The sequence below is a fragment of the Mesorhizobium sp. P170090 genome (assembly GCF_057786115.1).
The window spans coordinates 3127781-3141886 of record NZ_JBYNWH010000001.1 but is presented as its reverse complement, the minus strand read 5'-3'; the positions used below and the strand labels follow the sequence as shown (position 1 = coordinate 3141886).

13 protein-coding genes are annotated in these 14106 nt (G+C 61.5%); 4 read left to right on the top strand and 9 right to left on the bottom strand.

Features of this window, described 5'->3' with window-relative positions; genetic code table 11:
* Positions 1–76: 76 nt before the first annotated feature.
* The 3 genes from AC3EML_RS14950 (at position 77) to AC3EML_RS14940 (ending at position 2224) form a co-directional block, all read left to right on the top strand.
* Positions 77–754, top strand: coding sequence for an amino acid ABC transporter permease (locus tag AC3EML_RS14950; protein ID WP_023693902.1), 678 nt, complete (start codon positions 77–79; stop codon positions 752–754).
* Positions 751–1425 carry an amino acid ABC transporter permease gene (locus tag AC3EML_RS14945; RefSeq protein ID WP_023684787.1) on the top strand — a complete coding sequence of 225 codons (675 nt, stop codon included), beginning with the start codon at positions 751–753 and terminating at the stop codon, positions 1423–1425. Before AC3EML_RS14950 ends, AC3EML_RS14945 begins: the two co-directional genes overlap by 4 nt.
* A gap of 70 nt (positions 1426–1495) precedes the next feature.
* Positions 1496–2224 carry an amino acid ABC transporter ATP-binding protein gene (locus AC3EML_RS14940; protein WP_023670319.1) on the top strand — a complete coding sequence of 243 codons (729 nt, stop codon included), beginning with the start codon at positions 1496–1498 and terminating at the stop codon, positions 2222–2224.
* A 208-nt stretch (positions 2225–2432) separates the two neighbouring features.
* On the opposite strand, the gene AC3EML_RS14935 is transcribed toward AC3EML_RS14940, so the two are convergent.
* The 9 genes from AC3EML_RS14935 to AC3EML_RS14895 all read right to left on the bottom strand — a co-directional run bounded on the left by AC3EML_RS14935 (position 2433) and on the right by AC3EML_RS14895 (position 12957).
* A complete protein-coding gene (locus AC3EML_RS14935) occupies positions 2433–3500 on the bottom strand; it encodes a cyclic nucleotide-gated potassium channel (RefSeq protein WP_023684786.1) in 1068 nt (355 codons plus the stop codon).
* 144 nt (positions 3501–3644) lie between these two features.
* On the bottom strand, positions 3645–4715 hold the full coding sequence (locus AC3EML_RS14930; protein WP_023693905.1) for an adenylate/guanylate cyclase domain-containing protein: 1071 nt from the start codon (positions 4713–4715) through the stop codon (positions 3645–3647).
* A gap of 3 nt (positions 4716–4718) precedes the next feature.
* Positions 4719–5213 carry a Rab family GTPase gene (locus AC3EML_RS14925; protein WP_023670316.1) on the bottom strand — a complete coding sequence of 165 codons (495 nt, stop codon included), beginning with the start codon at positions 5211–5213 and terminating at the stop codon, positions 4719–4721.
* Positions 5214–5224: 11 nt separating this feature from the next.
* Positions 5225–7903, bottom strand: coding sequence for an OmpA family protein (locus tag AC3EML_RS14920; RefSeq protein WP_031204504.1), 2679 nt, complete (start codon positions 7901–7903; stop codon positions 5225–5227).
* 7 nt (positions 7904–7910) lie between these two features.
* Positions 7911–8576, bottom strand: coding sequence for a hypothetical protein (locus AC3EML_RS14915; protein WP_023670314.1), 666 nt, complete (start codon positions 8574–8576; stop codon positions 7911–7913).
* Positions 8577–8773: 197 nt separating this feature from the next.
* Positions 8774–9175 carry a GFA family protein gene (locus tag AC3EML_RS14910; RefSeq protein ID WP_023715108.1) on the bottom strand — a complete coding sequence of 134 codons (402 nt, stop codon included), beginning with the start codon at positions 9173–9175 and terminating at the stop codon, positions 8774–8776.
* 21 nt (positions 9176–9196) lie between these two features.
* Positions 9197–10255 (bottom strand): Gfo/Idh/MocA family protein, encoded by a 1059-nt coding sequence (locus AC3EML_RS14905; RefSeq protein WP_023670312.1) that lies wholly within the window; start codon positions 10253–10255, stop codon positions 9197–9199.
* 103 nt (positions 10256–10358) lie between these two features.
* Positions 10359–11144, bottom strand: coding sequence for a ThuA domain-containing protein (locus tag AC3EML_RS14900; protein WP_352521058.1), 786 nt, complete (start codon positions 11142–11144; stop codon positions 10359–10361).
* A gap of 250 nt (positions 11145–11394) precedes the next feature.
* Entirely contained in the window at positions 11395–12957 is a 1563-nt protein-coding gene (locus AC3EML_RS14895) for a DUF2778 domain-containing protein (protein WP_488505245.1), read from the bottom strand.
* Between the two features lie 482 nt (positions 12958–13439).
* On the opposite strand from AC3EML_RS14895, the gene AC3EML_RS14890 reads away from it, so the two are divergent.
* A complete protein-coding gene (locus AC3EML_RS14890; protein WP_352521059.1) occupies positions 13440–13988 on the top strand; it encodes a cytochrome c in 549 nt (182 codons plus the stop codon).
* The last annotated feature ends 118 nt before the right edge of the window (positions 13989–14106 follow it).

The window sequence follows — 14106 nt, the reverse complement described above, 5'->3', positions numbered from 1 at the left end:
GCTACTCACTACTCACTACTCACTACTCACTACTCACTACTCACTACTGCCCATTCACCATTCACCATTCACCGCCATGCTCGAAAATTTCAGCTTCCGCACCATCATCGAATATCTGCCTTTGTTCGGGCAGGGTCTGATCACGACCGTGTGGCTGTCGGCGCTGTCCTTTGCGGGCGCGCTGGCCGTCGGCATCGTGCTCGCCGCCATGAACCTGCAGCGCGGCCAGCTGTTTCGCGTGCTGGCCAAGGGCTATATCGATGCCGTGCGCGCCACGCCGTTGCTGGCGCAGCTCTACTTCCTCTATTTCGGCCTGCCGCGTCTCGGCTTCGTCCTGCCCGAGCTGGTCGTCGGCATCATCGCTCTGTCGCTGAACAGCGGCGCCTATGTCGCGGAAATCATCCGCGCCGGCATCCTGTCGATCCCGCGCGGCCAGGTCGAGGCCGGCGTCGCCTCGGGGATGACCTATGTCCAGCGCATGCGCCTGGTCATCCTGCCGCAAGCCTTCAAGGTGACGATCCCGCCGCTGCTCGGCCAGGCGATCGTGCTGGTCAAGGATTCCGCGCTTTTGTCGCTGATCTCGGTTTCCGAACTGACGCGCGCCGGCCAGTTGCTGGCGTCCGACCGCTTCATGCCGGCGGAAGGTTTCATCACCATCGCCGCCTTCTATCTGCTGCTCTATTACGGCCTCAAAGGACTGGCGGGGCTGTCCAGTCGCTGGCTCGGTCTGCAGCCGGCAAGGAGCAGCACATGATCTGGCAACAGCTGCAAAGCCTGGCCGGCAGCTACCCCCTCGCCTTGCGCGGCCTTGGCATGACCGTGATGCTGTCGGCGATCAGCCTGGTGCTGGGCACGCTGCTTGGCTTCGGCCTCGGCATATTGCGCACCGGCGGCAACCGGCTGATCTCGAGCGTGATCGGGGCCTGGGTCGACCTGATCCGCGGCACGCCGTTCCTGGTGCAGATCTTTCTGATCTTCTTCATCCTGCCGGAATTCGGCATCGAGCTCGATGCCTTCACCGCCGGCATCATCGCGCTCACCAACCTCGCCGCGTGCTTCATCTGCGAGATCGTCGCCGCCGGCATCCGCTCGGTGCCGACCGGCCAGGTTGAGGCAGCTCTGGCGTCCGGCCTGTCGCGCTGGCAACGCATGCGCCAGGTGGTGCTGCCGCAGGCGATGCGCATCGTGCTGCCGCCGCTGGTCGGGCAATATGTACTGTTGATCAAGGATTCTTCCGTCGTCTCGGCGATCGGGCTGACCGACCTCACCCGCGTCGGCTGGCTGGTGGTGCAGCGTGTGCCCAACGGCCTGCTGGTCTTCTTCCTGGTCGGCGTCGGCTATTTCGTCGTCTGCTATCCGCTGATCATGCTCGCCCGCCGGCTGGAGCGCCGCATGGGCGCGGCGCATGGCGAGGTGCAGCTGTGACATCGAACCCAAAGGGCTGACCGCCATGACCAATCCAAGCCCGACCAAGACAAACCTGACCAAAACGGGCATGATCGACTTTCGCGGCGTCAACAAATGGTTCGGCTCGCTCAATGTGCTGAAGGACATCACGCTCAGCGTCGAGCCGCGCGAAGTGGTCGTCGTCTGCGGCCCAAGTGGTTCGGGCAAGTCGACGCTGATCCGCTGCATCAACGGCCTGGAAGCGATCAAGGATGGCGACCTCGTCGTCGACGGCCAGCGCCTCGGCGACCCCGCCACCAACATGACGCAGCTGCGCACCGAGATCGGCTTCGTCTTCCAGTCGTTCAACCTCTACCCGCACAAGACGGCGCTGGAAAACGTCACGCTGGCGCCGATCCATGTGCGCAAGATCCCCCGCGCCGAGGCCGAGCAGGCCGGGCGCGACTTGCTGGCCAAGGTCGGCCTCGCCGACAAGGTCAACGCCTACCCGTCACAGCTGTCCGGCGGCCAGCAGCAGCGTGTGGCCATCGCGCGCTGCCTCGGCATGCGCCCCAAGATCATGCTGTTTGACGAACCGACCTCGGCGCTCGATCCCGAGATGATTTCCGAAGTGCTCGACGTCATGGTCGCGGTGGCCGAGGAAGGCATGACCATGATGGTGGTAACGCACGAAATGGGCTTTGCCCGCAAGGTGGCGCAGCGCGTGGTGTTCATGGACGCCGGCGCCATCGTCGAAAGCGGCACGCCGGAGGCGTTTTTCTCCGACCCGAAGACCGACCGCAGCCGGGCTTTTCTAAGCAAGATTCTAAGGCATTAGAGTTTAGCCAAAGCCGGTCGTCCGAAAGGCCGCGGGGCAGGAACTGTCGACGCATAGCGCCAAACAACGAGCCGCCGGTAGAGTGGATCGGCTACGTTTAGGTCTCCGGCTACGCCTCTGGGACCTTCCACGTGCCGTCCATAACCTCAGCGCGTGGTCGATAGAGCCGTACCATCCAGTTCCAGCCGGGCCACCATCGGCTGTACGGTCAAGCCACCGGCGCCGCGCCGCGCCGCTCGAGCGCGGTCCTGCGGATGATTTCCGCGATTTCCGGGCTACTGCTGCACAGCATCTGGAAATCCGCCGCGTGCAGCGACAGGAGTGAGACAGAAGTCGCGGCAGTGACGGTCGCCATACGCGGTTCGCCGCTGATCAGCGCCATCTCGCCGAAGAAGGCGCCAGGGCCAAGCTCCACCGGGTTGGGCGTCGCGACGCTGACGCGGCCCTCCACGACGAAGAACATCCGATCACCGGTCTCGCCACTGCGGCAGATCACGGCGCCCGCCGGCACCGTGCGAGGCCTTAACGCGCGCACGATCTCGACCAGCGTGGCCGGGCCAAGCTTCTGAAACAACGGAACGCCGGCAATCAATTGCCAATTGCGGACGAAATCCTCGCGACGGACTTCTTGATAAAAGCCGGAGGCAAGAATGCCGGCCCAGAGCCCGAAGATGCCGATGCCACACATCATGACAGCCCCGGCAAGGACGCGGCCGGCGAAGCTTTGCGGAATGTCGTCGCCATAGCCGGTAGTGGACAGCGTGACCACCGCCCACCACATTGTCTCGGGGATGCTGCCGAACTTTTCCGGTTGGACGTCGCGCTCGATGACATAGGCCGCGAGTGCGACACCGAACAGAACCAGGCCGAAGACCGTGGTGACGCCGACCAGGTTGCGCGCTTCGTTGGCCAGAACCCTGCCAAGCAGCGGGAAGAAGGTCGAGTCGCGCAGCGGCTTCAGCAGCCAGACAGCACAGTAGAGGCTCCGGTCGGGCGTGCCGTCGAGCAGAAATGCGGCGACTGGAACCAAAACCGCGAGCACATCGATCGCGATTGCCGGCGTCCTGTCCCTGAGGTCTCCCGCCCAGCGCTTGAGCAGGGTCTCGGCCATCTGCAGAAGATAGGCGGCCCAAATGACAGCAAGCACGGCAGCCAGAGCCAGTCTGCTTCGTCCGGACATGTTCGGCATCGTGAGCGCAGCCACCGCCAGAAGCCCAGGCGCAGCGAGCACCGCATTTAGCGGTGCGTAGATTCTCAGAAAAGGCAGTACCGACATTCTATCCCACCAGCGGCCACTGTGCTCCAGAATAGAGGCCTTCCGGGCAAGCGCAAAGGGTGCTTTGCGATCGCAAGATCAGGTCACGCCAATGGCTTTCGGGCGCCGCTATCGGCGCTCCACGGTCGCACCGCAGGCGACGGATCAGCTCGGGAGCCGCCACATTCGCACGCGACCCGCACCGCGCAATTCCGTTTCCTCGAGTGGGTCGCAAGCAAATTTCGGTCCAAGCAGTTGGCAAGTTGCATCGGAAATACGGATTTCATCGGGCTCCGCGGACGTTTGAATACGTGAGGCGAGATTAACGGTCTCACCCCACAGGTCATAGGCGAACCGCCTCTTGCCTATGACGCCGGCGACGATCGGTCCTGAGTGAATTCCAATTCTCAGCCTTATCGGCTCTCCTGCGAAGCGTTCCCGCTTGACCGCTTTGCGCAGCTCAATCGCATAGCGCGTGAGGGCCTTTGCATGATCGGATCGCGCCGTGGGCAGGCCGGCGACCACCATCACACAATCGCCAATTGTTTTGATCTTTTCGCAGCCGTATCGCTCAGAGAGCCGATCCGCCGCCTTGAAGAAGTAGTTTAAAATAGCGAGCGTCGTCACCGCTCCGACGCTGCGCGCTCGTTCCGTAAAACCGACGATGTCGGCAAAAAGCACACTCACCTCTGCGTGGTTGTCGGCAATTTTCTTTTGCGCTTTCAATCGCTCCGCGATCGAGGCCGGGAGAATGTTGAGGAGCAGGTTTTCGGCGCGCTGATATTCACGCGCCAATCCCTCCTGGCTCTTCCTCAACGCCTCGTTCGTCGATTGCAATTTTTCGTTGAGTTGACGCTCCCTCTCTTGCAGGAGCGTCATTTCATAGGCCTTCTGTTGAAGCCGCTGCCTGTTGTCTCGTTCGGCAGTGGCGTCCAGAAAAAGCAGCCACACGAACGCATTGTCAGCAAAAAAATGGAGGTCGGCGACACGCCCGCCGGGCAGTTCAACCATGTCCATGCGAAACGGAAGCTCCGGGCAAGGCAGCAAACCCTCCATGAATTCAAGCTGCTCGGCAACAGGCTTGCCGATGCGAAGTGATGACAGCCCGTAATGTTCAACATTGCCGCCCTTGGCAGCTATGCAAAGCTCAGGGTCGATTTTCAGATAAGCGACAGCGTGCCCGTCGAAGAAGAAATTGAAAAACCAATTTCTGACTTCTTTTGGCAATTCATGCATGGTCTATTTGGTGACCATCAAGGCAAGTTGACGAAAGGCGTCATCGACCTGCTCGCCCGAAAGCGCACTTGTTAGATAGATTTGCCATCCACGTTGCCTCAACTCGTTGATCTCACCATCCGATATCGCCCACCGATCGGCCAGATCGGACTTGTTGAACAGCAATACGAACGGCATGGCGCCGAATTCGGCCTCGACCCGTTCGCGCAGCGTGAGTGCCACGGCAAGAGTAGCGGCGCGGGTTCCATCGACGACAAGCACGAGCCCGGTTGCACCGCGAACATAGCTGACGCGGAATGAGCCGATATCGTCTTCGCCGGCCAAATCCCACAAAATCAGATCCACGGTTTTGTCCGGGAGCGCGACGCTTTTCTTGTCGATTTTCACTCCGACGGTGGTCAAGTAGGTTTCTGAGAAGATGCTCTGCACAAACCTGCGGACCAGACTCGTCTTTCCGACGGCGAAACCGCCCAGCATGCAGATCTTTTTTTGCAACATGTTGGGCTCCGCTAGTCCAGGTTTACCGTAATCGAAACCCGGCGATTGGTGGAGCTACCGGTTAGACTGTTTTCAGGTACAGCCGGCTCAAAAGTGCCCGCGCCCCGAACCAGCAGCAATTCGGGAGCGACGCCCCGCTTGTTGAGAAGCGCACGAACTGTCTCGGCGCGGGCGGCGCTGATCGACGCGTTGGCCGTCTCACGGCCTGTGGTGTCCGAATGCCCGGTCAACATGAACCGCGCCGTTACGCCGGAATTGCGGGCACTCTGGGCGAATTCCTTTATTTGGTCCGCCAACCTGTCGAGAACCGGCGTCTGCTCCGGTCCCGGCACAACTTTGCCGGAAGAGAAGAAAATATCGGTCGTCTGGATGGCCTGCCTCAAATGATTAAGTTCTGCAAGGTTCAGTTCACGCAGCTGCGAGACATCCAGAACCACGCCGTCCGCCGAAAGTTGTTCAGCGGCGGCCCGTGCCCGGTTGATCCAGCCGGCAGGAGCCTCACCCACGGCCACGATGCGACCCTGGATGATCGAGAGCTGAACGGTTTTCGGCGGGGACAGCGCCGCGGTCAGCCGCTTCACCACAAACTTCGGATCAAGGCTCTGATAGAATTGCCACTGTGCATGAACGCGGGCAGGATCAACGTCCGTTCCGGACAGCAGGGCTTGCGGGTCGGCGGCAAGCGGGTCTCTCAAGCCGGAAATGTAGAAATGTCCGCCCCTCGCGCTTTGTTGGGCGACGATGATTCCCGGTTGGGCCTCAAGTCGCGACACATAATACTGCCAGTGCTCCGCCGCGCGCGCTTCGGGGCTCACGTCACGAACCTTGGAGATGTCGAATTCGGGTCCGCCTGCCGAAAGCTGCCGGGCCGCCGCGCGCGCCCGATCTATCCAGGTGTCGGGAGCCTCGCCCTCGGCAACGATGCGATCATCGACAATCGAAAGTCGTACTGTATCCGGCGGATACAGCGACGCCGTCAGCCGCTTCAACACGAACTCCGGCTCAAGACTCTGATAGAATTGCCACTGCGCATGAACCCGGGCGGGATCGACCTCTGTTCCCGACAACAGCGATTGCGGATCGGCGCCAAGCGGGTCTCGCAGGCCGGCGATATAGAATTGGCCGTCGCGTATCTTTTGGTCTGCAACGATGATGCCCGGCTGGGTCTCCAGTCGCGACACATAAGCCTGCCAGCGCTGCGCCGCGTGCACTTCGGGGCTTACGTCACGAACCCCCGAGATGTCGAAGACCGGCCCGCCTGCCGAAAGCTGCTGGGCCGCCGCGCGCGCCCGGCTGATCCAGGTGTCGGGAGCCTCACCCTCGGCGACGACGCGACCATCGACGATCGAAAATCGCACTGAATCCGGCGGAGCCAGCGACGCCGTCAGCCGCTTCAGCACGAACTCCGGCTCAAGGCTCTGATAGAATTGCCATTGCGAATGAACCCCGGCCGGATCGACTCCCGTGCCTGACAACAGCGACTGCGGGTCGACGGCAAGCGGGTCCCTCAGGCCGGCAATATAGAACTGGCCATCGCGTACCTGCTGTTCGGCAACGATGATGCCCGGCTGGGCCTCCACTCGCGACACGTAAGCCTGCCAGCGCGACACGTAAGCCTGCCAGCGCTGCGCTGATTGCCAGGAAAGAAAGTACCAACCGCCTGCCAGACTCAAGAGCAACAGGGCAACGGCCGCCACCAGCCACGGAAATCCGTCGTTTGATTCCTCTTGCTTGAGCTCGACGCAGGTCTGCAACTGCGCCTCTACGCTGGCCAGCTGCGAACCGTCGCCGTCGAACTGCTCTAAAGCCTCTGAGGATTGCTCATGGATGCGAAGCAACACATCGCGAACGATTTCATGCAATTCCTCCGGCGGATTTCCCCGGATCACCGAAACCAGTGTCGCAAACGGTCCAACTTCCGACCAGAGACGAAGCTCGCCGAAACGGATTGTGTCCAGGCCGCTCTGCTCTTTCTCGTTAAATGAGTCTTTTACAAAATCCTGAATCGCACTGAGCATCGAAGAAATGAGCTGAGGATCTTCGCTCGTCGCATTGTCGGCAGTTACATGCGCTATCAAAAGGCCGGAATTCCGATGAATGAGAAAGGCATGTTCCACACGGTAGACAAGGGAATGCTTCAGAACAACTGCGGAGAAGCTTGCCCCTGTTCTCCAGGCTTCAAGTCTCCACTTGAGCCCGTGCCAGGTGAATATGTGCCTTAGAGTTTCATTCAGCGACTGAAAGGTCTGGTCGATCTTTTCGCCGATCGACTTGCGAATTGCCGGCAGAAACACCGGGTACAATATGTCCGTCAGCGTGCGCGGGCTCTTCTGGATCGACCGTTGCACAGCCCGTTCGACAGCTGGCGCAAGCGCCTCGCCGAGTTGCGCGTAAGGCGCTCGTCCGGCAGCACTGGGAAGAACGTCGCCCACGGCCGCCGCAAGCTGCTCGGGTTCGTCGAGCAGATGCGTGACGCGTGAAAGCTCGGAGATTTCGCGGCTGACCAGCAACTGCCGCAGCGTTTCCATGCGCGGATCGGCGGTTGGAACCGCCTCGAACTGCGCACGGTAGTCCGGATCAACGTTCCGGGCAATTTCGATCAAAAGACGAGCCAGAGCCTCGCGATCAATCTCTGTATCGTTCGAGGCTGTTCTTTGCGGAAGGTTGAATGGGTCGACGGTGGACGTCAAGGTCCCATCAACTCACTTTCCAGCTGCGGTCCGAGTTGCTCTTGCTCCCGACGGGATCCTGATTGAGACATTTTGCAACCTCGACAAACAGGCCAGCCAAAAGATTTCGGTCGGTCTTGACGTTGCTGAGGTCGGCAAACATCTTCTCGATCAGCATCTGAACGCCTTCATTCTTCTGCTTGATTTCCTCACGCAGCAAATGATCGTTTCGATTTATCCGGTCCGAAACGTCGCGCTCGAGCGCGCTCAACTGATCCGACAACGTGCGCACCTGCTTTTCAAGAGCCTGGTTTTGCTCGCGAAGATTCCGGTCGATCTCCTTGTCGGCATCGGCTCGTGAATCTTTTTCGCTCCGCAATTGCCCTGCAAGCGAATCGATCTGCTTCTTTGCATTCGACTCGTACATTTCGAGATTGCGCTTGGCCTCGGACTCGACATCCTTGAAGCGCTGCAACACCCGTTCTTCAAGCTTGGAAAAACGGCGGTCATAGTCCTGCATCTGGTTGCCGAAGAGCAGGTCACGGATCTTGTCGACACCGACGGCGTCGCCGGCGGTTCCGTTTTCGCGGGCCTGAACTCCCATGAAGTTCAGCCCGTTTCCTTCTGTGTTACCTATCAGATTTACGTCCGCCTTCTTTTCTGAAGAAGCGGAATTCGAAGATTCCTTAGCCATCCATATACCCCCATTGAACACATGCCGTCAGGTAAGCATGTCAGCAATCGGGCCGCAAGCCGGATTCGTCTTGACTTATGCCTATTCATGGGGCAGCCGAGCGCGGTGGCTAACGGCTCGGCAATGGCAATCAGGGGGCGATGCCCTCTCAAAGGCGCGGAGCGTGCGGACGGTTCCGGGTATCCAAAAAGCGGCCTTCAGTCGAACGTCGCCAGCGGCTCGGCGTTGATCTCGACCCACTCACAGCGACGGCTTTCGTGGTAAAAAGACTGGAAGGGCGGCGGGAACGACGGGTCGGCGAAGGCGCCGACGGGAATGGCGATCACACCGGGCTGCGTGTCGATGCGATAGTGGACGGCGGCGCCGCACTCCGGACAGAAATTGTAGATGACGCGGCCGCCCTCGTCGCCGGCGCGCGTGAACTGCTTCGCCCGCCCCTCGATCGATACATCAGCTTGCGCAAACCGGACATTGTAGCTGAAGGCGCTGCCGGTGCGGCGCTTGCAGTCGAGGCAATGGCAGACCGAGATGCGCACCGGCTCGCCCGAACAGACGGCTGAAAGCTGGCCGCAGAGACATTGCGCGCGGCGCGTGACCATTGTTTCTTCCTCCCCTTCACATCACTGCGTATCGGCGCTGGCCCTCAGTTCCGTCCGCTTCTGTTCCGAAACCATGGCCAGATCCAGCACCTTCTGCAGTTCGGCGGCATGGTGGAATGAAGGCTCGGCCTGCACGCCGCTGCGAACCGCATCGACGAAGCGCTGGTAATTGGTCGGCACCGTGCCGGCGTCGAGCACCTGCCATTTGGCGTTCTCGATATCCTCGCCGACACACGCCTTCAGTTCCGAACCCTCGAGATTGTGCACGACTTCGATGCCGCCCTTGTCGCCATAGATGCGCAGGCGCAATTCGTTGATGTGGCCGGTCGCCCAGCGGCTGGCGTGAACGACGCCAAAGGCGCCGTTGGAGAAATCCAGCGTCATGGCGAAGCTGTCATTGGCGTCGAGGTCGTATTCGCCGATGCGGTTGCCTGGCGCCTTGTCGAAGGTGCGCAGCCGGCAAAACACGTGGTCGACGTCGAGTGCGGCGCCATAGCTGGCGAAATCGAGGATGTGGATGCCGACATCGCCGAGCACGCCGTTGGAGCCGTGGTCGCGCGACAGCCGCCACAGCCATTTCGGGTCGGTGCGCCAGTCGCCCCAGAATTTCGAGACCAGCCAGCTCTGCAGATAGGAGGACTCGACGTGGCGGACGGTGCCGATCTCGCCGACCAGCACCATCTGCCGCGCCTTCTGCAAGGCAGCGACATTGCGATAGGTGAGATTGACCATGTTGACGATGCCGGCCGCCTCAGCCGCTTTGGCCATCTCGCTTGCCTTGCCGAAGTCTTCGGCCAGCGGCTTTTCGCACAGCACCGGCTTGCCGGCCGCGATCAACGCCATGGTGGTCGGGTGGTGAATGCGGTCCGGCGTGACGTTGGCGACCGCATCGAACTCGCCCCACGCCAGCGCGTCTTCCAGGGATGTGAACCGCTTCGGTATCTTGAACCCGTCGGCAAATTCGCCAACGCGCTTTTCATCGACGTCGACAGCACCGACGATCTCGACGCCGTCGATACCGCCGAAGCGGCGGGCATGCTCCTGCGCCATCCAGCCGGTTCCCAGTATCAAAAGCCGCATTTTCTGCACTCCGAGCGAATTGGTTCGATTCAATCATATGGCGCAGATACGGTCTAGGAAACCCATGCGGAAAACCGCTACGCCTTTTTTCCTGGATTTTGCTTTAGCGGAAGCCGGCCTCGCCCGAAGCGTGCAGCTTGCCGCCGCGCTCGACGATCGGCTCCAGCGCCTTCTCGACCGGCACGTTCGGCGCCTCAAGGATCGCCGACTTGGTGCCCTGCGGATTGTGCGCCCACTTCACCGCATTGCGCAGCACCTTGTGCACATTGGCGTCGTGATAGGTCGGATAGGTCTCGTGGCCCGGGCGGAAGTAGAAGACATTGCCGGCGCCGCGGCGATAGGTCAGCCCAGAACGGAACACCTCGCCGCCCTGGAACCAGGAGATGAAGACGGTCTCCAGCGGTTCGGGCACGGCGAACTGCTCGCCATACATTTCTTCATTCTCGAGCTCGAAATATTCGCCGACGCCTTCGGCGATCGGATGGCTGGGACTGGTCGCCCAGAGCCGCTCGCGCTCACCCGCCTCGCGCCATTTCAGCGTGCAGGGCGTGCCCATCAGCCGCTTGAAGATTTTCGAGAAATGGCCGGAATGGAGAACGATCAGCCCCATCCCCTCCCAAACGCGGCGGGCGACGCGCTCGACGATCTCGTCGGCAACGGCGCCATGGTCCTTGTGGCCCCACCAGACCAGCACGTCGGTCTCGGCCAGACGGTCGGCCGGCAGGCCATGCTCGGGCTGCTCGAGCGTCGCGGTCGAGGCGGAGATCGCCTTGTCGGCATTCAGCGCCTTGGCGATGGTCGTGTGCATGCCCTCGGGATAGAGGGCTGCGACCACCTCATTGGTCCGCTCATGGATGTTCTCGCCCCAAACGACAGCGCGTATTGTCATGATGTCCTCGTGGTGAAGCCGACCCGCAGCGGTCACTCATAGTCTGCCTGGGGGTGAAAAGGGAATAGGCAGTGGGGAATAGGCAATAGGGGCAGAAAAACAATCAACAGGCGATGGACGCTCCTGGGCCCTACTGCCTACTGCCTACTGCCTACTGCCTACTGCCTACTGCCTACTGCCTACTGCCTACTGCCTACTGCCTACTGCCTACTGCCTACTGCCTACTGCCTACTGCCTACTGCCTACTGCCTTACGATCCCCGGCCTTCCTGAGCGACCCGCGTCAGCGGCTTGGTCAGGCGCGGCACGACGACGAGGCGCTTGATCTTGCCTTTCTTGTAGGCGGCAAGGAAGCGGGCGTAGTCCTTGAAGACGACGCAGCCATTGGACTCCGCACGGCCGCCGCGCAGCATGTAGGTGTGGGCGAGCAGGCCGTCGCGGCCGTATTTGTTGCCGCCGCTGACGGGAGTGAGACGGAGCGCCTCGACGCCATGGAAGCGGGATTCGCGCAGCCGCAGATCATAGGTGTTGGGCGGCGTCGGGCCGACATTCTTCTTGTGCACGAAGCGCGGCTGGTCGACCATCGAGCCCAGCCCCGAATGGGCCTCCAGCCGCGAGCCGTCCGGCATATAGACGGTCTTGGCCGAGATATCGTAGACGGCGACGCCGCCGCCCATTCCGGGCGTGGCGAACAGATCCTTGAAGGCGCGACCGACACCGCCCGCCGGGACGTCCGGCTTGGCATAGGCCAGCATCTCGCCGGCCTGTGTCTTCGACCGTTTGCCAGGCTTGATCCGGCTTGATCGGATGCTCTGGCTGTCTGGCACGCCAGGCAGTGCGGCAACCTCCGAAGTACTGCGTGGCGACCGCGGCGACGAATTGCCCGGCGACTGGGGTGCGGGGCTCTCGGCCGTCCTGTCGGTCTGTGGCTTGGCTGCCCTGGGTTTGCTGGCTTGCCGAGGCTCTGCAGGCTGAGCGGTTTCGGCGCGTGGACGCCAACCCGGCAACGCAATGTTGTCGGGCAGATCGTCCTGCGGCGGCAGCGAAGCGACCTGAACCTCGGCCTGCTCAGGATCCTGCCCTCCGGCGATTGCTGCAACGGCGGGCGGCGGCGCCAGCATGTCAGCGTCTTCCGGCAAGCTGTTGGCCAGCGCCAGCGCCAGGCGCGACGAGCGTTCGATCTCAGCCACTTCCGGCCCAAAGCGTTCCGAAGCGGGGCCATGCTGATCGGGCAGCCGGACTTCGGCGAAACGGGCAGCGACCGGAAGGCTGGCAAGCATGAAGGGCGCATTCGAGGCCTTGGCGAAGGCGGCAGCCAGCTTTTGCGGCGACAGCTCTGCCTTGGCCACCACGCCGTCGAAGCGCATGCCGCGCGAAGTGGCGAGAGCGACGCTGGTGTTTGGCGCAATGTTTGAGGCGACACTGCTCGGGGCCACAGCGTGCGTGGCCGGCTTCAGCCGCGCCATCTTGCCGTCATGCGCGAAGTTCGCGGCGGCATGCGCGCAGCCGGCGTCGCATTGGCTGAGCAGCGAGGCCTGTGATTTTTGCGCCGAAAGCCGCGGCGCCCACGAATTGGCGAGGCTGCGGCGCGAATCGGCAAGTGCTGCGTTCGGCAGAAGCAGACTGTGCGGAAGGCTGTTGGAGGCTGCGGTGAGCGAGGTACCGAGCGAATAGAGGCCGGCCATGGTTGCCACCGACCACAGCGCCAAGGCCGCGCCGACAACCGGCACCACCACCCAGCGCTGGCCGGATCTCTTCGAAGTCAAACCCCGTTCAGGAGTGTCGCCCCGGTCTTTCAAACGCAAAAACGCCATACAACCACTCTCAATCGGCATGCAGGCTTGCGACCCTCGCATCCGTGACATCCACAGTTCGCTGGTGCCCCCTGCACCTTTCGCGTCTGTTGCCGATTGAATCAAAAGATGGACAAAGTTGGTTAACCAATCCCTCCATCAGCCACCGATTATGCGGCGCCTGATGCGAAAAAAAGAGCACTCCATGGTCTGCGCCACGGTAGAATGCTCTCCCTCACCCCCGCCTTGCTGCCCGTTTTTGCGATCCAAGTCAAGGAAACGCTGCGTCAGCTTGCTGCAAGCCTGTGCTCATTGCCCGCTGATCGGCCTTCTCAATCAGTTGACCTTCCGGTGGCTGGAAGGTCTATCTGATTAGAGACGGAGACCTCCGGCGATGGAAATTTACCGATGAGAACCGGCATCACGACCGAAGAATCCGACTGCATGTCGAACCCCTGCTGCGGCTGGCTGATCACGGATGGATGGGGCAAGGACATGGCGCCGTGAGATGGACTGTGAAAGCGGCGCTGCTGTGGCTGGTCTGTGCCCTTACGATGGCCGCCTCCGTCGGCAGCGGACCGATCGTCGCGGCCCGCCAGGCGTCGATGAAGGAGATGGCGGCGGCTGCGAAAACCATTGCCGGCATGTTCGACCGCAGGCAAGCCTATGACGCGGCAGCCTTCAAGGCGGCTGCGGACACGCTGCGCGCGCGCACCGGCCCTGCCCTGATTGCCGAATTTCCGAGCGGCTCGCTTGGACCGCCTTCGCAGGCCAGGCTGGTGATCGATCAGTCACGGGAATTCGAGGCGCTGGCAAATCATATCGGGGCGCTGGCGCGCGCGTTGGCCGCCAAGGCCCAAAGCGCGCCGGCCGTCATCACCGATGACATGCGCATGGGCACCGGCCTGGCGATGCGCGGCGGCAGCCTGCTCGGCAAGCACTCGATTCCAAAGGAAGCCGATCCGACCAAACTGCCGGCGGAGCATATCCTGCATCTCATCCTGCAGGATTGCTCGAACTGTCATTCGAAATTCCGGCAAAAGGTACAGTGAAGCAACATTATCCGGCGGAGGATTTCCTTGCTGGCCTGCGCCACAGCCACTTTGCATACAAGTAAATTCGTTTGTGCTAATATATCAAGGATCGTGCAATCCATGCATGACGAGCATC

Bases quoted from the DNA above. Each gene is read 5' to 3' on its own strand.
- AC3EML_RS14950 (WP_023693902.1), top strand. From the start codon at position 77: ATGCTCGAAAATTTCAGCTTCCGCACCATCATCGAATATCTGCCTTTG.
- AC3EML_RS14945 (WP_023684787.1), top strand. From the start codon at position 751: ATGATCTGGCAACAGCTGCAAAGCCTGGCCGGCAGCTACCCCCTCGCC.
- AC3EML_RS14940 (WP_023670319.1), top strand. From the start codon at position 1,496: ATGATCGACTTTCGCGGCGTCAACAAATGGTTCGGCTCGCTCAATGTG.
- AC3EML_RS14935 (WP_023684786.1), bottom strand. From the start codon at position 3,500: ATGTCGGTACTGCCTTTTCTGAGAATCTACGCACCGCTAAATGCGGTG.
- AC3EML_RS14930 (WP_023693905.1), bottom strand. From the start codon at position 4,715: ATGCATGAATTGCCAAAAGAAGTCAGAAATTGGTTTTTCAATTTCTTC.
- AC3EML_RS14925 (WP_023670316.1), bottom strand. From the start codon at position 5,213: ATGTTGCAAAAAAAGATCTGCATGCTGGGCGGTTTCGCCGTCGGAAAG.
- AC3EML_RS14915 (WP_023670314.1), bottom strand. From the start codon at position 8,576: ATGGCTAAGGAATCTTCGAATTCCGCTTCTTCAGAAAAGAAGGCGGAC.
- AC3EML_RS14910 (WP_023715108.1), bottom strand. From the start codon at position 9,175: ATGGTCACGCGCCGCGCGCAATGTCTCTGCGGCCAGCTTTCAGCCGTC.
- AC3EML_RS14905 (WP_023670312.1), bottom strand. From the start codon at position 10,255: ATGCGGCTTTTGATACTGGGAACCGGCTGGATGGCGCAGGAGCATGCC.
- AC3EML_RS14900 (WP_352521058.1), bottom strand. From the start codon at position 11,144: ATGACAATACGCGCTGTCGTTTGGGGCGAGAACATCCATGAGCGGACC.
- AC3EML_RS14895 (WP_488505245.1), bottom strand. From the start codon at position 12,957: ATGGCGTTTTTGCGTTTGAAAGACCGGGGCGACACTCCTGAACGGGGT.